The following is a 19,665-nucleotide window of genomic DNA, read 5'->3' as shown; positions in this document are numbered from 1 at the left end:
AATCTTTTAAATCAGGCGTTGTCGGCGGGCGGCATACGCACCCGCCGGGGTTCGCATGGTCAGTGCTTCTGCGCCTGCCACTTTTGGCCTATGACGTCCATCACGTCGCCGAACCACTTGACCGAGGTGTCGAACTGCTTGCCGCCCTTGATGCGCGGGAACTCGATCGTGCGCAGCTTGCCGCCCTGGTCCTCGTCGTGACCGGTGACGCCGGAGACCTTGTTGAGCGCGCTTTCGACGGCGAGGTCGACCATGCTCTGGATCAGGCGCAGGTCGTCGCCGTTGGCCGGTGCGGAGCGGGCGTAGTAGCCGGACTTCTGCACCATTGCGCGCTCGGCGCCGAGCAGTGCTGCGAACTGCTTCGAGAACCAATTGCCGACATTGATCGTGTCGATCTTCACGTGGCCGAAGGCATCGCGCTTGATCGTTTCGCCGGCCGCTTCCCGCTCAGTGACGATCGCATCGAGGCAGGCGCCTTCGCTGACGAACAGCGTCACGAAGCCGGTGCGGTCCATGATCTTACGCAGACGATCGGCCTCGCCCTGCAGATCGAACTTCATCTCCGGCAGGTAGAGACCGTCGATGTTTTTCATCTGCCGGTTCATCATGAAGCCGTCGACGAACTCCTTGTCGTCGATCGTCTGGATATAGGAGCGGGCGGTGGCCGCGGTCAGCCAGCCGCAGTGGCGGCCCATGACCTCATGGACGACCAGCGTGCGCGGTGCGGCGCTCTGCTCGTTGCTGACATTGTCGAAGAAGCGGGCACCGTATTCGGCGGCCGTCCAGGCGCCGAGCGTCTGGCGGATCGGCACGACGTCGTTGTCGACGGTCTTCGGCAGGCCAACCACGGTCAGATTGTAGCCGTTGGCGCCGAGATAGGCGGCAAGGTCGGCCGCGGTCGTGTTGGTGTCGTCGCCACCGATCGTGTGGAGGATCGAGATGCCGTCATTGGCAAGCCGCTCTGCGGCGATGCGCAGCGGGTTCTCGCCATCCTTGACGAGGCCGCGCTTGACGCAGTCGGCCGCGTTGGTGAGCTTGACGCGGCTGTTGCCGATCGGCGAGCCGCCATGGCGGTGCAGGAGATGCGCCTTCTCGCGCATGTCGCGGGTGATCTCGATGCGGTCGCCTAAGAGCACGCCCTGGTAGCCGGAGCGATAGGCGACCAGCTCATATTCGGGCGCGACGTCCGTGTAGCGCTCGATCAGTCCCCCAACGGCAGATGACAGACAGGGCGCGAGCCCGCCGGCCGTCAGCATTGCGACTTTTTTCTTGGCCATGTTTCCTCCTCGGGACTTTGGCATGCGATGGGTGGGGCCTCCATAACGCAAATCGGATGGAAATTAAATGACGGGTCTGTGGATGTTGTGTCGAGCTGCTGCCGAAAGGAGCCATTGAGCGCCGGAATGGCGGGCAGGGCAGGTGCGCGCGGATTGTCGCAGGGCGCGCTGCCCGCGGGCGCGCAGGCTGGCTGTTGCGAACGGTGGAATTGCTGCCTTTTCGGGCCGCGATGACATCTCTTTTTTATTTAATGGCTGTTCCCGCGGGAACAGCTTTCCATCGGCTGACTGTCGCAAGTTCCAATCGATGGATTGACAATAGTGAGGGGCCATCACAAATTCGTCATCCTTGTGGTCCGGGCCGTCCACCGCTTGCGATTTGCCACCACATCGGTCCATGCTATAGAGTGGAGAGACAGGGAACCTCGCATGTCATTTTGGGACAGCCTCCTCAAGATCGTTATCGCCACCGGCAATGCGCTTGCCGGCGTGGTCGAGGCCGTGCGCACCCTGTTCGAGGGCGATCCGGAAACACGGCGCAAGGTGGCCTTCTCCGTCGCCATGATCGCGCTTTCGGCCAAGATGGCCAAGGCCGACGGCATCGTGACCGAGGCCGAGGTCGACGCCTTCCGCGACATCTTCCAGTTTCCGCCGGATCAGGCGCAGAACGTCGCGCGTCTCTATAACCTGGCGCGCCAGGACGTCGCCGGTTACGAGGCCTATGCGGAGAAGATGGCGTCGCTGTGTTCGTCCTGCGAAAAGAATTGCCCGATCCTCGAGGATATCGTCGACGGCCTGTTCCACATCGCCAAGTCGGATGGCGCCGTGCATGAGCGCGAGCTCGCCTTCCTGTTGCGCGTGGCAGACATCTTCGGCATGGACGAGGGACATTTCGAGCGCATCATGGCCCGTCATGTCCATGGTGACGGCCGCGACCCCTATCAGGTGCTCGGTGTTTCGCGTAAGGATGACTTCGCCGATATCCGCAGGCGCTACCGGGTACTCGTTTCGGAGAACCATCCGGACATGCTGGTTGCGCGCGGCGTACCGCACGAATTCCACGCGATCGCCAATGATCGCATGGCGGCATTGAATGCCGCCTATGAGGCGATCGAGAAAGAACGCCGAGCCGCATGACCTCCAAATACTGCGACTATCCGGGTGCACGCTTCATGCCGTCGCCCAATTTCGGCGACCGCGTCGACCAGCGCGCCCCGGATATGATCGTTCTGCATTATACCGGCATGCCGACGGGCGCTTCGGCGCTCGAATGGCTTTGCCGCGAGGAAAGCCAGGTCTCCAGCCATTACTTCGTCCACGAGGATGGGCGCGTCGATCAACTCGTGCCGGAGGCGCGCCGTGCCTGGCATGCCGGCAAGAGCTATTGGAAGGGCGAGACCGATATCAATTCCTGCTCGATCGGAATAGAGATCGCCAACCCGGGTCACCCGGGCGGTCTGCCGGACTTTCCGGAAAAACAGATCGCGGCAGTTGTGGAATTGTGTCGGGACTGCGGCGACCGCTGGTCGATCGCGCCCGAGAGAGTGCTCGCACACAGCGATATCGCCCCCATTCGCAAGGTCGATCCGGGAGAAAAATTTCCCTGGCACATTCTTCATCGCGAAGGGGTCGGGCACTGGGTGGAACCGGCCCCGATCGGCGGCGGACGCTTTTTCCAGCGCGGCGACCAGGGCCAGCCGGTGGAGGCCATCCAGTCGATGCTGTCGCTCTACGGTTATGGCATTGATGTAACTGGCGAATTCTGTGAAAAGACCGAGGGCTCGGTCGCGGCGTTCCAGCGGCACTTCCGACAACAAAGGGTCGATGGCATTGCCGACATCTCAACCCTCGATACGCTTCACCGATTGCTTTCCGGCCTGCCGGAATTTACCGCCTGACGCGGAAGATTTTTTCGTCAAAACGGCACTTCTGCAGATATTCTTGGCATGTTTTTTTAGCTTTGCCACATGTTTACCATGATGCGGCATTCATTTCCGGCCCCATTGGAACTGCAGGGGTATCAGGGCGCAACGCTCACTTCCTGTGAATGAAACGATCGGGAAGTGAGGTTCGAAGCGGGGTGCGCTTCGGTCCATTCCCCAGGCCGGAGAATTCAAACTAAATGAGAATATCGTCTGTTGCTGCGGTGGCGGCATGCCTTGGCATGTTCTTCGCCGGGATGGGTACGTCGTATGCGGGGAATGTCGATAAGACCATCAAGACCTCATCCATCCAGTCCGTCACCCGGACCACAGGCTATCCCAAGCCGGATCTCGTCTCGAACGTCCAGTACACGGGTCTGATCAAGTCCTACGCCAAGCAATACGGCGTTCCGGTCGATCTGGCGCATGCGATCGTCAAGGTCGAAAGCAATTTCAATCCCAAGGCACGCGGCAGCGCCGGCGAAATCGGCCTGATGCAGATCAAGCCTGCTACCGCTCGCATGATGGGCTATTCCGGTTCCTCCAAGGGTCTCTACGATCCGGAAACCAACATCAAGTTCGGCATGAAGTACCTCGCCATGGCGCATGAGCTGTCCGGCGGTACGACGTGCGGCACGGTTCTCAAGTACAATGCCGGCCACGGCGCCAAGCGCATGAACCCGGTTTCCAAGCGCTACTGCGGCAAGGTGCAGAACATCATCGACTGATCGATTGCATGACGAGCGCCGGCGCGTTCTTTCGCTTGGCGAAAGCGCCGCGCGTCTTATCAGACGCGCAAAGGTCGCTGTAGCACTTTGATTTTCTGCATGTTTTTGTCCGTTAACCGGCTACGATCAATGGAAACATGCAGTCAACGAAGAGCTTCATCCGCCAGCCATATCCGGCGATGGCGGATGCTCTAGCCGGACAGGTCTCGCGTTCCGGCGCACAGGGAAAAACCCTACAACCATCGTGTCATACAGGCGCCGGCATGCTATCTCCCTTGAGCAAAAGGGACGAGGACCGGCATGTCGGAAAGCTTTGATTTCATTGTCGTCGGCAAGGGCATGATGGGTGCTGCGGCCGCCCGCCACCTGGCGCTTTCGGGAGCCAAGGTCGCGCTGATCGGACCTGATGAGCCGACGGACTGGGCCAATCATACCGGCGTCTTTTCGAGCCACTACGACAATGCCCGCATCACCCGCACGATCGATGACGATCCAGTGTGGGCGCGGCTCGCCAGACGCTCGATCGAGCGTTACGGCGAAATCGAAGGCGAAAGCGGCATCGGCTTCTACCACGAAGTTGGCTGCCTGATCGCCGGCCCGGCGCCCGGATCTTCCTACGACTATATCGAGCAAGTCGAGAAGGCGCGCGACGCGCTTGGCGTCGGGGCGCCGCTCTACGATGGCGAGGCGCTGTCGCAGCGTTTTCCCTGGTTCCGTTTCCCCGATGGCACCGCCGGCGTTCACGAGAGGCGCGGGGCCGGCTACATCAACCCGCGGGCGCTGGTCGCGGCGCAGACGGTATGCGCCGAGAAGGCGGGAGCCCGGATCGTGCGCAGCGAGGTTGTGACCGTGGCGGAGGAGCGCGACCGTGTGGTTGTCGCGACCGTCGACGGAAAGCGTTTCGTGGCAGGCCGGGTGATCGTTGCCGCCGGCGGGTTCTCGATTTCCGTAGCACTCCTGCCGCGGCCGATCGATCTCACCGTTAAGGCGCGAACCGTATTCTTTGCCGAGGTGGCAAGCAGCGATCTGTCTGGTTTCGAGCGCATGCCGTCGCTGATCGGCGCGGCGCCGGAGCAGGAGAAAAGCTACTACCTGCTGCCACCGGTCGGCTATGCGGACGGCAAGCATCACATCAAGATCGGCGGCGATCCGACCGACAGGATCCTCGAGGGCGAAGCGGCGGTGCGGCAATGGTTCCGCGGGCCGGGCAGCGCGACAACGGCGGAGCATCTGCGCGGGCTGCTGGCCGAGGTGATGCCCGGCTTCCAGCCGGTCTCCACCCACTTTTCGCCCTGCGTCACCTCGTTCACCCGCCACGGACTGCCCTATATCGGCTTTGCCGAGGGGAGCCGTCTCGCCGTCGTCACCGGCGGCAATGGCCAGGCGGCGAAGAGCTCCGACGAGATCGGCCGGCTCGGCGCGGTCCTCGTGCTCAACGGCCGGATCGACGAGCCCGAATACGATGCGGATTTCTCGGTCGCGTTTCGCTAGATCGGGTGCGCCAGGACCGCCTTGCTCCGATCTGCCCTGTTGGCGGCTCAAAAACTCTGCCGTTTTTTCTGGCGCGCTGCGGCGGGCTGGTTTAAGGAGCGCGTGCCAGTTGGCCGGGCAGCCGCTCTCCGCAAGTGCCGAAAGGCCGCGGGGGGAGGAAAGTCCGGGCTCCACGGAAGTACGGTGCCGGATAACGTCCGGCGAGGGCGACCTCAGGGAAAGTGCCACAGAAAGCAAACCGCTCCGCTTGGCGGAGTAAGGGTGAAAGGGTGGGGTAAGAGCCCACCGCGGACATGGCGACATGGACGGCACGGCAAACCCCACCGGGAGCAAGACCGAATAGGGATGACGCGGGCGCGCAAGCGTCCAGCCTGTTTCCGGGCCAGTCATCCGGGTGGGTTGCAAGAGGCTGCGTGCAAGCGCAGTCCCAGATGAATGGCTGCCACGTTCCGTTGCCTTCGGGCTGCGGGGCCATACAGAACCCGGCTTACAGGCCAACTGGCGATTTCTCCTTTGTTTTGTCCGGCACAGAGCCGTCTCGAATTCTCTTTCGAAGCGGACCCGAGGGTCGGCGTCTGCCGGGGTAAGGCGTCGACGTTGCCGACGCCCGCAACATCAGGTCGGCCGACAGGCAAATCATGCGTTTCGGCTGCTTCGCGCCGGCTTGATCTGGCCCGCATTTTCCATGCGTGTCCGTTTGGAAATGAACCGGCCCGTCTCGGTGAGCTGTTTTTTCGCCCCGTGCCGGAGGCATAACTGCGCTCTTTCTCACATTCTGATTTTCCAACGATTTGAAGCCGTTCCGCTGTCGCATTCCCGGACGGTGGGGGTCTCTTCGTAACCCTTCGTTAAACTTAACAACCTATCAATATTTGATCAGCCCGACGGCTGTTTACGAGCCCATTCCCATTGACGCCCATATGGTCCCATGATATCCCATAATGGCACTGCGCAGGGGCTGCTTCGCGGCCCAACATCGCAAGAATCCAGTGCCTTCCGGCTTCGGAGGGTAGGCGGACATTCCGGTGTCCGGCAGGGGTGTCTTGTGTGTGCGGTTACGTGTTCTCGCGGGTCGATGATTGTGGCCCGTCAGTCTTGGGCGGCCGTTTCGCGTTATGAACCGCTTCTTGTCACATGCTGCCAATCGGATCGATGCGAAGGGGCGGGTTTCCGTTCCCTCGGCGTTTCGTTCCGTGCTGTCGGATGGGGGCGTCCGGGAGCTATACTGTTTTCAGGATTTCGTCTTCCCGGCGATCAGCGTCGGCGGGCCGGAGCTCCTGGATCGGTTCGAGAAGCAGATGGCGGCCGAGGATCCGTTTTCCTCGGAGGCCAACGAGATGTCGCTGCTCGTTCATGGGGGTGGCGTCTTCGTGAAGCTCGATCCGGAAGGCCGGTTGATGGTGACGGATTTCATCCGCGACTTCACCGGAATCTCGACCGACGTGATGTTCGTCGGGCGGGGCGATTATTTTCAGCTCTGGGAGCCGCAGGCCTTTGTCAAGGCGCAGGCGGTGGCCCGGGAAGGGCGCAAATCACGGGGGTTGCGTCCAGACTAGAATGGAGAGGCGGAATGGTGACGGAACAAGGCGGAGGTATTCCTGAAGCCGAAGGCGGACCGGTTCGTCACATTCCCGTCCTCCTGTCGGAGGTTCTCGCGGCGCTCGAGCCTGCGCCCGGCAAGGTCATCCTCGATGGCACCTTCGGTGCGGGCGGCTACAGCTCCGCAATCCTCAAGGCCGGCGCCGACGTCATCGCGCTCGACCGCGACCCGACGGCGATTGCCGCCGGCGAGAAGCAGGTCGCCGAGTGGGGCGGACGGCTGAAGCTTATTCATTCGCAGTTCTCCGAACTTGCCGCCTATGCGCCGGCCGAGGGGCTGGACGGCGTCGTGCTCGATATCGGCGTTTCCTCGATGCAGATCGATGAGGCAGAGCGCGGCTTCTCCTTCCAGAAGAAGGGGCCGCTCGACATGCGCATGTCGGCCTCGGGCGTTTCGGCCGCCGATGTCGTCAACCGTGCCAAGGTCTCCGATCTCATCCGCATCTTCGGTTTTCTCGGCGAAGAGAAGCAGGCGGGCCGCATTGCCCGCGCAATCGAGAAGCGCCGGGCCGAGCAGCCCTTCGAGACGACCCGCGACCTTGCTGGCCTGATCGAGGTGGTGACGCCGCGCAAGGCAAAAGACAAGATCCATCCGGCGACCCGCGTCTTCCAGGCGCTGCGCGTTTTCGTCAACGACGAACTCGGCGAGCTCGCTCAAGCGCTGTTTGCCGCCGAAAAGGCGCTGAAGCCAGGCGGCCGTCTTGTCGTTGTCACCTTCCATTCGCTCGAAGACCGCATCGTCAAGGCCTTCTTCCAGGATCGCTCCGGCAAGGCGAGCGGTTCGCGCCATCTGCCGATGGTTTCGTCGCGCGCGGCAACCTTCACGCCGGTTGGCAAGCCCATGGTGGCAGCCAGCGAGGAAGAAGCGTCCCTCAATCCGCGTGCCCGCTCTGCGAAGCTGCGCGCCGGCATCCGCACGCAAGCCGCGTCGCCGGGAAACGATCTATCCATTTTCAATCTGCCGGAACTGGCAAGCCTTGCACGGTTGGGGGGCTGACAAGACATGCTTCGAACGCTCGATATCGTTCTGATCGTCGTCATGACGGCCGCCGCGACGGTGACCTATACGATCAAGCATCGCGCCGAAAACAAGCTTGAGGAAGTCCGCAAGCTCGACGTGGCGATCAAGCTTGAAGAGGACACGATCGATCTGCTTCGCGCCGACTGGGCGCTCTTGACGCAGCCGAACCGGCTGGAGCGTCTGGTCGGTACCTTCGGTGCCGACCTGCAGCTTGCGCCGACGCCTTCCACACAGCTCGCCCAGCCGCAGGAACTGCCGATGCTGAAGGCGGATCTGCCGGTGCCGGAAGACAAGTCGGCGAAGGACGGTATCGCCTCGATCATCAACAAGACCGATAACATGGCAACTGGCTCGGTGGCGCGCTGATGTCGTTTCTCTCCCGCATCATGGTATTGAAGAGCAAGGCGCATTTCTCGGCAGGCGGCAACAACCGGCCGGCCGAAAGCGGCCTCAACGTCACCTTTCAGGGGACGCGCAAGAAGACCACCAATCAGGCGAAGAACCGCGTCGCCATCGTGATCGCGAGCTTCGGCATCGTCTATGCCGTCATCGGCGGGCGCCTGGTGCAATACGGCATGGCGCAGCCGGAAACGGTTTCCAGCATCGGCCGGGCCGACAACCTGATGGCCTCGCGCCCTGACATTCTCGACCGCAACGGCGAGATCCTCGCGACCGACATCCGCACCGTCTCGCTCTATGCCGAGCCGCACAAGATCGTCGATGCCGATGAGGCAGTCGAGCGCCTGTCGACGGTTCTGCCTGATATCAATGCGCGCGAAATCTACAACAAGCTGAAGTCGAAATCGCGCTTCCAGTGGCTGCGCCGCCAGCTGACCCCGAAGCAGCAGAGCGAGATCCTGGCGCTCGGCATTCCCGGCGTCGGCTTCCGTCCGGAAAAACGCCGCTTCTATCCCGGCGGCCACACCGCCGCGCATATTCTCGGCCACGTCAACATCGACAACCGCGGCGTTGCCGGCATGGAGCGCTACATCGACAGCCAGGGGCTCGCCGACCTTGCCGCGATCGGCATGACCAGCGACGCCAAGCTCGAGCCGGTGAAGCTCTCGATCGACGTGCGCGTGCAGAACATCGTGCGCGACGTCATCGACGCCGGCATGAAGAACTACCAGGCGCTGGCCGCCGGCGCCGTTGTGCTCGACGTCAACACCGGCGAAGTTCTGGCGATGGCGTCCGTTCCCGACTACGACCCGAACAAGCCGGCCGAAGGTGCGGAAGAGGGCTGGATGAACCGCATGTCGAACGGCACGTTCGAAATGGGCTCCACCTTCAAGACCTTCACCATCGCCATGGGGCTGGATTCCGGCAAGGTGACGCTCAACGACAGCTTCGACGCCTCGGCGCCGATCCGCATCGGCGGCTTCACCATCAAGGACTTCCACGGCAAGCGCCGCGTGCTGACCGTGCCTGAAATCTTCCAGTATTCGTCGAACATCGGCACGGCCAAGATCGCTGACCTCATCGGCATTCCCGGCCACAAGGAATTCCTGACCCGCATCGGTCTGCTTTCGAAGCTGCCGACCGAGCTGCCGGAGGTGAAAACCCCGACGCAGCCGCGCGAATGGAAGAAGATCAACTCGGTCACGATCTCCTTCGGCCACGGCGTCTCGACGACGCCGCTGCAGACGGCGGTTGCGGGTGCTGCACTCGTCAACGGCGGCAAGCTGATCGAGCCGACCTTCCTGCCGCGCACCGAGGAGCAGGCCAACGCAGTCGCCACGCCGGTGGTCAAGAAGAGCACTAGCGACGACATGCGCTTCCTCTTGCGCTGGAACGGCATTGCCGGCTCGGGCAAGCGTGCGCTGGTGCCGGGCTTCAACGTCGGTGGCAAGACCGGTACGGCCGACAAGGTGGTCAATGGCCGCTATGCCAGCGACCAGAACTTCAACGCCTTCCTCGCGGCCTTCCCGATCGACAACCCGAAATACATCGTGCTGACCTTCATCGACGCGCCGAAGACCGGCGAGGGCGGCGGGCGCACGGCAGGCTCGAACGCTGCTCCCATGGTTCGCGACATCATCAGCCGCTCCGCGCCGCTGCTCGGTGTCGAACCAAAGTTTGGAGAAGACGGTTCTGCCTTGCTTGTGTCTTATTAGACATGAAATGAGAAAGCGGACGATTCGCGATTCTTGCGGATCGAAATCGATGCGAGACGTGCGTTCATGAAGATCAAAGACCTGGCGGGATCGAACTTCCCGGAACTTTCGGCGCAACTGGGCGGCGCTACCGCCGATATCGACGTTGCCGGACTGACGGCCGATAGTCGGCAGGTTCAGCCAGGGGATCTCTTCGTCGCAGTTACCGGCAGCAAGGCCAATGGCAGCACCTATATTGCCGACGCGCTGAAGCGCGGCGCGGTCGCCGTCGTCACCGAAGCGGGCTCGGACGCCGATGCCTCGTCGGCGCCGGTCCTGAAGCTCTCTGAACCGCGCGCTTTCCTGGCGCGCGCCGCTGCCGCCTTCTATGGCCGCCAGCCGGAAACCATGGTCGCCGTGACCGGCACCGCCGGCAAGACCTCGGTCGCCTCCTTCACCCGCCAGATCTGGGCGCATTCGGGCTTCGCGGCCGCGATGATCGGCACGACAGGTGTCGTCGCTCCCGGCCGCAACGATTACGGTTCGCTGACGACGCCCGACCCGGTGTCGCTGCACAAGCTCTTGGCCGAGCTTGCCGAAGCCGGCGTCACCCATGCGGCGATGGAAGCCTCCAGCCATGGCCTCGACCAGAGCCGCCTCGACGGCGTTCGCCTTTCGGCTGCCGCCTTCACCAATCTCGGCCGCGACCACATGGACTATCATCCGACGGTCGAGCACTACATGGCCTCCAAGATGCGGCTGTTCAATGCCCTGCTGCCGAAGGGTGCGCCGGCGGTGATCTTTGCCGACGACCAATGGTCGGAGCAGGCGATCGCGGCTGCCCGCAAGGCGAAGCTCGAAGTACGCACGGTCGGCCGCAAGGGCGACTACATTTCACTGAAGCGCGTCGAGCACTTCCGCCACAAGCAATCGGCCGAAGTGCATGTCGGCGACGACATCTTCGAAATCCACATTCCGCTCGCCGGCGATTTCCAGGTGGCGAACGCGCTGGTCGCGGCGGGTCTCGCCATGTCGACCGGCATCAGCCCCAAGGCCGCCTTCTCCGCGCTTGAAAAGCTGCAGGGCGCCTCCGGCCGCCTCGAACTGGTCGGCCAGACCAAGGACGGCGCGCTCGCCTATGTCGACTATGCCCACAAGCCGGATGCGCTGGAAAATGTGCTGGCCTCGGTGCGTCCGTTCACGACCGGCCGCGTCGTCGTGGTCTTCGGCTGCGGCGGCGACCGCGACAAGGGCAAGCGCCCGATCATGGGCGAGATCGCGACAAGGCTTGCCGATGTGACGATCGTGACCGACGACAATCCGCGTTCGGAGATCCCCGAGGTGATCCGCGCCGAAATCATGACTGCTGCCAAGGGCGCGATCGAGATCGGCGACCGCGCCCAGGCGATCCGCACGGCGGTCGGCATGCTGAAGACCGGCGACACGCTGATCGTTGCCGGGAAGGGACACGAGGAGGGTCAGACGATCGGCTCCGTGACGCTGCCCTTCTCGGATCATGCGGAGGTCCGCAAGGCATTGGGAGGCTTGTGATTTGAACTGGCTCTGGACAAGCAGCGATCTCCTGGCCGCGATGAACGGCCGGCCGGTTGGCAACCTGCCCGAGGGCATCTCGGGTATTTCGATCGATAGCCGTTCGATCGGCAAGGGCGAAGCTTTCTTCGCGATCAAGGGCGATCGCGTCGATGGCCACGACTATGCCGGCATTGCGCTCGCCAATGGCGCGGCGGTGCTGGTCGTCAGCGAAGGCAAGTTGCCGGCGCTCGGACGCCTCAACGCGCCGATGATCGTCGTCGACGACGTGCTCGAAGCGATGATCCGGCTGGGTTGCGCGGCGCGCGACCGCAGCGCCGCCAAGATCATCGCCGTCACCGGTTCGGTGGGCAAGACGACGACCAAGGAGATGCTGCGCCATGTGCTTAAGCCCCAGGGCCGCGTGCATGCTTCGGTCGCATCCTTCAACAATCACTGGGGCGTGCCGTTGACGCTCGCACGCATGCCCGAGGCAACCGACTTCGGCATCTTCGAGATCGGCATGAACCATCCGGGCGAGATCCGGCCGTTGACTGCCATGGTACGGCCGCACGTGGCCATGGTGACGAGCATCGCCGCCGCCCACCTCGGCAACTTCAAGAGCCTCGATGAGATCGCCGAGGCCAAGGCCGAGATCTTCGAAGGTGTCGTCAATGGCGGCCATGCGCTGATCATTCACGACAGCCCTCAATACAAGCTTCTGGAAAATGCCGCGGCTACGGCCGGCGTCAGCCACATCCATTCCTTCGGCGCCAATCCCAAGGCCGAATTCCGCCTGGTCGAATTCAGTGGCGGTCCGGAAGGCTCCATTCTCTGGGCCGGCATCGGTGGTCGGACGCTGGAAGTGGCGATCGGCGCGCCCGGACGGCACATTGCCGAGAACGCGGTGGCCGTTCTGGCAGCGGTGAAGCTTGCCGGCGGCGATCTCGACTATGCGGCTTCGGCCCTTGCGACCATGCAGGCGGAAACGGGCAGGGGGCGACGCCATACGCTAGTGATCGGCACCGGCACGCTGAAGGTGATCGACGAGAGCTACAATGCCAATCCGAGCTCGATGCGGGCGGCGATCGCGCTCCTGCGCGACAGCGAACCGCCGGTCGGCGGCCGCCGCATCGCCGTGCTCGGCGACATGCTGGAAATGGGCGAACACGCCGTCGAGGTGCATGCCGCACTCGCCCGTCCGCTCGTCGAAGCCGGTATCACCGATGTCTGGCTTGCCGGACCTTTGATGGCGCATCTGCGTGATGCGCTGCCGCCCGAGGTCTCCGTGATCTATCGGGAGAGCGTCGAGGACCTGAAGACGTATGCGCTGGCCGCCGTCGCGCCCGGCGATGTCATCATGATCAAGTCGTCGAAGGGGACCGGCTGCGCCAAGATCGTGCAGGCGCTGATCGAGACCTATCCGGCAGCGGATACCGAGGGACCTGAAGCCGAGGAATAAGCCGGCGACACCACCCATGATGGGCGCGGTGGATACAGCCTGGGGTTAGGTGGGCGCGCCCGAACACTTCGCATGCTGCTGCATACCTCCTTAAATCGGAATCGATTTAGGGGAAAAATTATGCAGCGGATCAAATTGTTACAGCGACCTTTGCGCGTCTAGTTAGACGCGCGGCGCTGTAATGCGTATCGTTTTTCAGATGATTCTGTTGGACGACGTCTATTGCTAAACCTTTGGGGAAAGGTCCCTTATGCTCATTTGGCTCGTGGAACTGGCGGACCACTTTCAGTTTTTCAATCTTTTTCGCTACATCACCTTCCGCACCGGCGCGGCGCTCTTCACCTCGGCCATGATCGTCTTCCTGTTCGGCCCTGCGATGATCGCTTCGCTGCGCATCCGCCAGGGCAAGGGCCAGCCGATCCGTGCCGACGGGCCGCAGACGCATTTCAAGAAGGCCGGCACGCCAACCATGGGCGGCCTGATGATTCTGGCCGGCATCGTCGTCTCGTCGCTGCTCTGGGCCGATCTTTCCAGCGTCTATGTGGTCTCGACCCTGCTCGTCACCCTCGGTTTCGGCGCCATCGGCTTCTATGACGACTACCTCAAGGTCACCAAGCAGTCGGACAAGGGCTTTTCCGGCAAGGCGCGCCTCGGCTTCGAATTCATCATCGCAGCGATTGCGGTGTTCTTCATGATGCAGGCTTCGCTTTCGAGCGGTACCGCCGGCTCGACCTTCGGCTCCTCGGTCACGTTCCCCTTCTTCAAGGACCTGGTGATCAATCTCGGCTATTTCTTCGTGCTGTTCGGTGGCTTCGTTATCGTCGGCGCCGGCAATGCCGTGAACCTGACCGACGGTCTCGACGGCCTTGCGATCGTGCCGGTCATGATCGCCGCCGCTGCCTTTGGCCTGATCGCCTATCTCGCCGGCAACGCGGTCTTTGCCAACTACCTGCAGATCCATTTCGTGCCTGGCACCGGCGAGCTTGCCGTCATCCTCGGCGCCGTCATCGGCGCCGGCCTCGGCTTCCTCTGGTTCAACGCGCCGCCGGCGGCAATCTTCATGGGCGATACCGGGTCGCTCGCACTTGGCGGCCTGATTGGCACCGTTGCCGTTGCCGTTAAGCACGAGATCGTCATGGTCATCATCGGCGGCCTCTTCGTGATGGAAACCCTGTCGGTCATCATCCAGGTGTTCTGGTTTAAGCGCACCGGCCGTCGTGTCTTCCTGATGGCGCCGATCCACCACCACTTCGAAAAGAAGGGCTGGACCGAAAGCCAGGTTGTGATCCGCTTCTGGATCATCGCCGTCATCCTGGCGATGGTCGGCCTCTCCACCCTCAAGCTGCGGTGAGCGGACGATGATCCCGGTCTCCACATTCAGCGGTAGGAAGGTCGCTCTTTTCGGGCTCGGCGGCTCGGGGCTCGCAACGGCGCAGGCGCTGGTGGCCGGCGGCGCGGACGTCACCGCCTGGGACGATAACCCGGACAGCGTCGCCAAGGCTTCCGCCGCGGGCGTGCTGACGGCGGACCTGCGCTCCGTCGAATGGGCCGCTTTTGCCGCCTTCGTGCTTTCGCCGGGCGTGCCGCTCACCCATCCGAAGCCGCACTGGACGGTCGATCTCGCCCATGCTTCGGGCGTCGAGATCATCGGCGACGTCGAGCTCTTCGTGCGCGAACGCCGCGCGCATGCGCCCGATTGCCCGTTCATCGCGATTACCGGCACCAACGGCAAGTCGACGACGACGGCGCTGATCGCGCATATCCTGAAGGAAAGCGGTCGCGACACTCAGCTCGGCGGCAATATCGGCACGGCGGTTCTGACCCTCGATCCGCCCAAGGCCGGCCGCTTCTACGTGGTCGAGTGCTCGTCCTACCAGATCGATCTGGCGCCGACTCTCAACCCGACCGCCGGCATCCTCCTGAACCTCACACCCGACCATCTCGATCGCCATGGCACGATGCAGCATTACGCCGACATCAAGGAGCGGCTGGTCGCCGGCAGCGGCACAGCCATCGTCGGCGTCGACGACAGCTTCTCGGCCCTGATCGCCGACCGCGTCGAACGCGCCGGCACGAAGACGGTGCGGATCTCGCGCCGCCATGTGCTTGCCAATGGTCTTTATGCCGAAGGCTCGCGCATCCTGAAGGCAGAAGGCGGCACGTCCAGCCTGTTCGTCGATCTCGATGGCATTCAGACGCTGCGCGGCGGCCACAACGCCCAGAACGCGGCAGCGGCCATTGCCGCCTGCCTCGCAGTTGGCGTCAGCGCGGTGGAGATCCGCGACGGGCTGAAGAGCTTCCCCGGTCTCAAGCACCGCATGCAGCCGGTTGGGCGCAAGGGCGCGGTCGTGTTCGTCAACGATAGCAAGGCGACCAATGCCGACGCGGCAGCGCCGGCGCTTTCGAGCTATGAGCGCATCTACTGGATTGCCGGCGGTCTACCGAAGGAAGGGGGCATCACGACGCTTGCGCCCTTCTTCCCGAAGATCGTCAAGGCCTATCTGATCGGCGAGGCGGCGCCTGCCTTTGCGGCGACGCTCGGCGAGGCGGTTCCTTACGAAATTTCGGGCACGCTGGAGCAGGCGGTGGCGCATGCGGCCGCAGAGGCAGGCAAGGACGAAGCCGGCCCTTCGGCGGTGATGTTATCCCCGGCTTGCGCAAGCTTCGACCAGTATAAGAACTTCGAGGTGCGCGGCGATGCGTTTGTCGGCCATGTGCGCGCGATCGATGGCGTGACGATGCTGATTTAGTCCGTCACCGTCAGGCTGGTGCTGAAGGCACCGGTCGAAACGGAAGCGGGTGCAGGTATTCGGACGTGGGGCGCAAGAGGCGCCGGAGAAGGGGACTGACAAGATGGTAAGCCGAGCCGAACGTGGCCCCGTGGCCGACTGGTTCTGGACGATCGACAGGTTCTTTCTGGCGACCTTCATCCTGTTGATGGGCGTCGGCTTCATGCTGTCCTTCGCCGCAAGCCCCGCCGTCGCCGAGCGCATCGGCCTCGACAGCTTCCACTTCGTCAAGCGTCACGCGCTCTTCCTCTTGCCGTCACTGGTGGTGATGGTCGGTATCTCGTTCCTCTCGCCGCGCCAGGTCAGGCGCGCTGCGATCCTGCTTCTCGGCGGCTCGCTCGCGATGATGGTGCTGGTGCTCTTCATCGGCGAGGAGGTGAAGGGCTCGATGCGCTGGCTTTCCATCGCCGGCATCTCGATCCAGCCCTCGGAATTCATGAAGCCGGCCTTTGTCGTCGTCTGCGCCTGGCTCTTCTCCGAACATGCGCGCCAACCGGAAATCCCCGGCAATCTCTTTGCCATCCTGCTCTTCGGCATCGTCGCAGCGCTTCTCGTCGCCCAGCCCGACCTTGGCCAGACGATCCTGACGACCGCGGTCTGGGGCGGCATGTTCTTCATGGCCGGCATGCCCTGGCTGTGGATCATCCTGCTCGGCGGTGCTGCGCTCGGCGGTTTCTTCGTCGCCTATACGATGCTGCCGCACGTGGCGGCCCGTATCGACAAGTTCCTGACCGGCGAGGGCGACACCTTCCAGATGGATACCGCACGCGAGGCGATCATTCGCGGCGACTGGTTCGGCCGGGGTCCTGGCGAAGGCATCGTCAAGCGCATCATCCCGGACAGCCATACCGACTTCGTCTTTTCCGTTGCGGCCGAGGAATTCGGCATCGTCTTTTGCATGGTCATCGTGCTGATCTTCGCCTTCCTGGTGATGCGCGGCCTCAACCATGCCTTCCGCGAACGCAACGACTTCAACCGGTTCGCCGTTGCCGGCCTGGTTCTCCAGATCGGCATCCAGTCGATGATCAACATCGGCGTGAACCTCGAACTGCTCCCGGCCAAGGGCATGACCCTGCCGCTGATCTCCTATGGTGGCTCGTCCATGGTGGCGATCTGCGTCACTGCCGGCTTCATCCTGGCTTTGACTCGTCACCGTCCGGAGAAGCGCGCCGTGGAGCGCAGCCTGTTTCGGTCCGGCATTGGTGTGCCGGCGGAGTAAAACATGACTAAAGGCATCATCCTGCTCGCCGCCGGCGGTACCGGCGGCCACCTGTTTCCGGCGGAGGCGCTGGCCCACGAACTGAAGGCCAATGGCTATTCGGTCCATCTCGTCACCGACAGCCGCGCAGAGCGTTATGCCGGCAAGTTCCCGGCCGACGAGGTGCATGTCGTGCCCTCGGCGACGATCGGCTCGAAGAACCCGATCAGTGTTGCGAAGTCGCTGTGGACGCTGTGGACCGGCATGCGTGCGGCGCGCAAGCTGATCGCGCGGCTGAAGCCCAAGGCTGTCGTCGGCTTCGGCGGCTATCCGACCGTTCCGCCGCTGCTTGCCGCAACCGGCATGGGCGTGCCGTCGATCATCCATGAGCAGAATGCCGTCATGGGCCGGGCCAACAAGGCGCTGGCTTCGCGCGTCAAGGCGATCGCCGGCGGCTTCCTGCCGGAGGGTACGGGCGCCTTTGCTGCGAAGACCGTGACAACCGGCAATCCGGTGCGCCCGGCCGTGCTGGCCGCTGCCAATTCGCCCTATGCCGCCGCCAGCGGCGACGCGCCGTTCCATCTTGTCGTCTTCGGCGGCAGCCAGGGCGCGCAATATTTCTCCAAGGCAGTCCCGCAGGCGATCTGCCGGCTCGAGGACGACGTTCGTCAGCGGTTCCAGGTCACCCAGCAGGCGCGCCCGGAAGACAGGGACGGCGTGATCGCCACTTACGAGAAGCTTGGCGTACCGGCCGAGGTTTCGCCGTTCTTCACCGACATGGCCGAGCGCATCGCCGGTGCGCAACTCGTCATCTGCCGCTCCGGCGCCTCGACGGTTTCCGAGCTTGCGGTCATCGGCCGCCCGGCGATTCTGGTGCCCTATCCCTATGCGCTCGACCACGACCAGGCGGCCAATGCCGCAGCACTCGCCGCCAAGGGTGGCGCGCGGGTGATCGCGCAAGGTGAACTCACCGCAGACCGCCTTGCAGGCATCCTCAAGGATGCGATCGGCAACCCGCAATCGCTCGCCCAGATGGCGGCAAACGCCCGGGAAACCGGCAAGCCGGACGCAGCAAGCTTGCTTGCATCCCTCGTAGAGGCTATTGCCAGCGGTTTGACAGTCGAGAAATTCAGGGAAACACGCTCATGAAAATGCCGAAAACCATCGGGCTGGTCCATTTCATCGGTATCGGCGGCATCGGCATGAGCGGCATCGCCGAGGTCCTTCACAATCTCGGCCACCGCGTGCAGGGTTCCGACCAGGCCGACAGCGCCAATGTGCAGCGCTTGCGCGCCAAGGGCATCGAGGTCTTCGTCGGCCACAAGGCCGAAAATCTCGGCGACGCCGAAGTGATCGTCGTTTCGACCGCGATCAAGAAGGACAATCCGGAACTGATCGTCGCCCGCGAGAAATTCCTTCCCGTCGTGCGTCGCGCCGAAATGCTCGCCGAGCTCATGCGCTTCCGTAACGCGATCGCGATCGGCGGTACGCATGGCAAGACGACGACGACTTCCATGGTTGCGGCGCTGCTCGAAGCCGGCAATCTCGACCCGACGGTCATCAACGGCGGCATCATCAATGCCTATGGCACCAATGCCCGCATGGGCGAGGGCGAGTGGATGGTGGTGGAGGCCGACGAATCCGACGGCACTTTCCTGAAGCTGCCGGCCGATGTGGCCGTCGTCACCAATATCGACCCCGAACATCTCGACCACTACGGCAATTTCGACGCGGTGCGCGCCGCCTTCCGACAGTTCGTCGAGAACGTGCCGTTCTATGGCTTCGGCGTGCTCTGCCTCGACCATCCGGAAGTGCAGACCATGGTCGGCAATATCGAGGACCGCAAGGTCGTGACCTACGGCGAGAACCCGCAGGCCGACGTGCGTTTCCACAACATCCGCATGGAGAACGGCACCTCGATCTTCGACATCGAGATCCGCCGTCGCCGCACCGGTCAGGTGATCCCGATGAAGGATCTGCGCCTGCCGATGCCCGGGCGCCACAACGTATCGAACGCGACTGCGGCGATTGCGGTTGCGCAGCGCCTCGGCATCAGCCCGGAAGCGATCGCCAGGGGGCTTGCCTCTTTCAGCGGCGTCAAGCGCCGCTTCACGCTGACCGGCGAATGGAACGGCGTGCGCGTCTATGACGACTACGGCCACCATCCGGTCGAGATCAAGGCGGTCTTAAGGGCCGCGCGCGAGGCCTGCCAGGGCCGAATCATTGCCGTGCACCAGCCGCATCGCTACTCGCGCCTTTCGAGCCTGTTCCAGGAATTCTCCGCCTGCTTCAACGATGCCGACACGATCCTGATCGCGCCGGTCTATGCGGCCGGCGAAGAACCGATCCCGGGCGCGACGGCCGAGGAGCTGGTGGATCGCATCAAGGCCGGCGGCCATCGCGACGCCCGTTACGTTTCCGGTCCGGAAGCGATCGCGCCGGTTGTCAGCAAGATTGCGCAGCCCGGCGATTTTGTGGTTCTCTTGGGGGCTGGCAGCATCACCTACTGGGCTGCTGCCCTGCCGAAGGAACTCGCGGATATTTCAGGAATTTGA

General features: G+C 63.2%; 16 protein-coding genes and 1 other RNA gene. 16 read left to right on the top strand and 1 reads right to left on the bottom strand.

Annotated features, from left to right (window positions below):
• Positions 1 to 59 precede the first annotated feature (59 nt).
• Positions 60 to 1,277, bottom strand: coding sequence for a pyrophosphate--fructose-6-phosphate 1-phosphotransferase (locus ACN9MO_RS11325; RefSeq protein WP_057253446.1), 1,218 nt, complete (start codon positions 1,275 to 1,277; stop codon positions 60 to 62).
• A gap of 429 nt (positions 1,278 to 1,706) precedes the next feature.
• Between ACN9MO_RS11325 and ACN9MO_RS11320 the strand changes: the two genes are divergently transcribed.
• The 16 genes from ACN9MO_RS11320 to murC all read left to right on the top strand — a co-directional run bounded on the left by ACN9MO_RS11320 (position 1,707) and on the right by murC (position 19,665).
• Complete coding sequence (locus ACN9MO_RS11320) at positions 1,707 to 2,414, top strand: J domain-containing protein (protein WP_058321238.1); 708 nt, start codon at positions 1,707 to 1,709, stop codon at positions 2,412 to 2,414.
• The gene (locus ACN9MO_RS11315) at positions 2,411 to 3,175 is read left to right on the top strand and encodes an N-acetylmuramoyl-L-alanine amidase (RefSeq protein ID WP_113132991.1); all 765 of its coding nucleotides are present in this window, start codon (positions 2,411 to 2,413) and stop codon (positions 3,173 to 3,175) included. The genes ACN9MO_RS11320 and ACN9MO_RS11315 overlap by 4 nt, the downstream gene beginning before the upstream one ends.
• A gap of 224 nt (positions 3,176 to 3,399) precedes the next feature.
• Positions 3,400 to 3,927 (top strand): lytic transglycosylase domain-containing protein, encoded by a 528-nt coding sequence (locus ACN9MO_RS11310; RefSeq protein ID WP_057253452.1) that lies wholly within the window; start codon positions 3,400 to 3,402, stop codon positions 3,925 to 3,927.
• Between the two features lie 300 nt (positions 3,928 to 4,227).
• A complete protein-coding gene (locus tag ACN9MO_RS11305; RefSeq protein WP_113132990.1) occupies positions 4,228 to 5,418 on the top strand; it encodes an NAD(P)/FAD-dependent oxidoreductase in 1,191 nt (396 codons plus the stop codon).
• 105 nt (positions 5,419 to 5,523) lie between these two features.
• An RNA gene (gene rnpB / locus ACN9MO_RS11300) (RNase P RNA component class A) lies at positions 5,524 to 5,924 on the top strand.
• 609 nt (positions 5,925 to 6,533) lie between these two features.
• Positions 6,534 to 6,974: a division/cell wall cluster transcriptional repressor MraZ gene (gene mraZ, locus ACN9MO_RS11295; RefSeq protein ID WP_057253455.1), complete on the top strand. Its 441-nt coding sequence runs from the start codon at positions 6,534 to 6,536 to the stop codon at positions 6,972 to 6,974.
• 14 nt (positions 6,975 to 6,988) lie between these two features.
• The gene (rsmH, locus tag ACN9MO_RS11290; protein ID WP_113132989.1) at positions 6,989 to 8,014 is read left to right on the top strand and encodes a 16S rRNA (cytosine(1402)-N(4))-methyltransferase RsmH; all 1,026 of its coding nucleotides are present in this window, start codon (positions 6,989 to 6,991) and stop codon (positions 8,012 to 8,014) included.
• Positions 8,015 to 8,020: 6 nt separating this feature from the next.
• A complete protein-coding gene (ftsL, locus tag ACN9MO_RS11285) occupies positions 8,021 to 8,404 on the top strand; it encodes a cell division protein FtsL (RefSeq protein ID WP_057253459.1) in 384 nt (127 codons plus the stop codon).
• Complete coding sequence (locus tag ACN9MO_RS11280) at positions 8,404 to 10,152, top strand: peptidoglycan D,D-transpeptidase FtsI family protein (protein WP_057253461.1); 1,749 nt, start codon at positions 8,404 to 8,406, stop codon at positions 10,150 to 10,152. The genes ftsL and ACN9MO_RS11280 overlap by 1 nt, the downstream gene beginning before the upstream one ends.
• A gap of 66 nt (positions 10,153 to 10,218) precedes the next feature.
• Positions 10,219 to 11,682, top strand: a complete 1,464-nt coding sequence (locus tag ACN9MO_RS11275) for a UDP-N-acetylmuramoyl-L-alanyl-D-glutamate--2,6-diaminopimelate ligase (RefSeq protein WP_113133026.1) — start codon at positions 10,219 to 10,221, stop codon at positions 11,680 to 11,682.
• Position 11,683: 1 nt separating this feature from the next.
• Positions 11,684 to 13,123, top strand: a complete 1,440-nt coding sequence (locus ACN9MO_RS11270; protein WP_057253464.1) for a UDP-N-acetylmuramoylalanyl-D-glutamyl-2,6-diaminopimelate--D-alanyl-D-alanine ligase — start codon at positions 11,684 to 11,686, stop codon at positions 13,121 to 13,123.
• Between the two features lie 250 nt (positions 13,124 to 13,373).
• A complete protein-coding gene (gene mraY / locus ACN9MO_RS11265) occupies positions 13,374 to 14,474 on the top strand; it encodes a phospho-N-acetylmuramoyl-pentapeptide-transferase (RefSeq protein WP_057253465.1) in 1,101 nt (366 codons plus the stop codon).
• A 7-nt stretch (positions 14,475 to 14,481) separates the two neighbouring features.
• Positions 14,482 to 15,873, top strand: coding sequence for a UDP-N-acetylmuramoyl-L-alanine--D-glutamate ligase (gene murD, locus ACN9MO_RS11260; RefSeq protein WP_058321241.1), 1,392 nt, complete (start codon positions 14,482 to 14,484; stop codon positions 15,871 to 15,873).
• Between the two features lie 103 nt (positions 15,874 to 15,976).
• Complete coding sequence (gene ftsW, locus ACN9MO_RS11255; protein WP_057253468.1) at positions 15,977 to 17,131, top strand: putative lipid II flippase FtsW; 1,155 nt, start codon at positions 15,977 to 15,979, stop codon at positions 17,129 to 17,131.
• A gap of 3 nt (positions 17,132 to 17,134) precedes the next feature.
• Positions 17,135 to 18,259, top strand: coding sequence for an undecaprenyldiphospho-muramoylpentapeptide beta-N-acetylglucosaminyltransferase (murG, locus tag ACN9MO_RS11250; RefSeq protein WP_058326755.1), 1,125 nt, complete (start codon positions 17,135 to 17,137; stop codon positions 18,257 to 18,259).
• Entirely contained in the window at positions 18,256 to 19,665 is a 1,410-nt protein-coding gene (gene murC, locus ACN9MO_RS11245; RefSeq protein ID WP_112946589.1) for a UDP-N-acetylmuramate--L-alanine ligase, read from the top strand. Before murG ends, murC begins: the two co-directional genes overlap by 4 nt.

Source organism: Ensifer sp. R-19 (assembly GCF_049905105.1).
Lineage (GTDB): Bacteria > Pseudomonadota > Alphaproteobacteria > Rhizobiales > Rhizobiaceae > Ensifer.
This window is presented reverse-complemented; position numbering and strand designations above follow the sequence as displayed.

What these genes read in the sequence shown, in the direction of transcription:
- ACN9MO_RS11325 (WP_057253446.1), bottom strand. Translation starts at nt 1,277, where the DNA reads ATGGCCAAGAAAAAAGTCGCAATGCTGACGGCCGGCGGGCTCGCGCCC.
- ACN9MO_RS11320 (WP_058321238.1), top strand. Translation starts at nt 1,707, where the DNA reads ATGTCATTTTGGGACAGCCTCCTCAAGATCGTTATCGCCACCGGCAAT.
- ACN9MO_RS11315 (WP_113132991.1), top strand. Translation starts at nt 2,411, where the DNA reads ATGACCTCCAAATACTGCGACTATCCGGGTGCACGCTTCATGCCGTCG.
- ACN9MO_RS11310 (WP_057253452.1), top strand. Translation starts at nt 3,400, where the DNA reads ATGAGAATATCGTCTGTTGCTGCGGTGGCGGCATGCCTTGGCATGTTC.
- ACN9MO_RS11305 (WP_113132990.1), top strand. Translation starts at nt 4,228, where the DNA reads ATGTCGGAAAGCTTTGATTTCATTGTCGTCGGCAAGGGCATGATGGGT.
- mraZ (WP_057253455.1), top strand. Translation starts at nt 6,534, where the DNA reads ATGAACCGCTTCTTGTCACATGCTGCCAATCGGATCGATGCGAAGGGG.
- rsmH (WP_113132989.1), top strand. Translation starts at nt 6,989, where the DNA reads ATGGTGACGGAACAAGGCGGAGGTATTCCTGAAGCCGAAGGCGGACCG.
- ftsL (WP_057253459.1), top strand. Translation starts at nt 8,021, where the DNA reads ATGCTTCGAACGCTCGATATCGTTCTGATCGTCGTCATGACGGCCGCC.
- ACN9MO_RS11280 (WP_057253461.1), top strand. Translation starts at nt 8,404, where the DNA reads ATGTCGTTTCTCTCCCGCATCATGGTATTGAAGAGCAAGGCGCATTTC.
- ACN9MO_RS11275 (WP_113133026.1), top strand. Translation starts at nt 10,219, where the DNA reads ATGAAGATCAAAGACCTGGCGGGATCGAACTTCCCGGAACTTTCGGCG.
- mraY (WP_057253465.1), top strand. Translation starts at nt 13,374, where the DNA reads ATGCTCATTTGGCTCGTGGAACTGGCGGACCACTTTCAGTTTTTCAAT.
- murD (WP_058321241.1), top strand. Translation starts at nt 14,482, where the DNA reads ATGATCCCGGTCTCCACATTCAGCGGTAGGAAGGTCGCTCTTTTCGGG.
- ftsW (WP_057253468.1), top strand. Translation starts at nt 15,977, where the DNA reads ATGGTAAGCCGAGCCGAACGTGGCCCCGTGGCCGACTGGTTCTGGACG.
- murG (WP_058326755.1), top strand. Translation starts at nt 17,135, where the DNA reads ATGACTAAAGGCATCATCCTGCTCGCCGCCGGCGGTACCGGCGGCCAC.
- murC (WP_112946589.1), top strand. Translation starts at nt 18,256, where the DNA reads ATGAAAATGCCGAAAACCATCGGGCTGGTCCATTTCATCGGTATCGGC.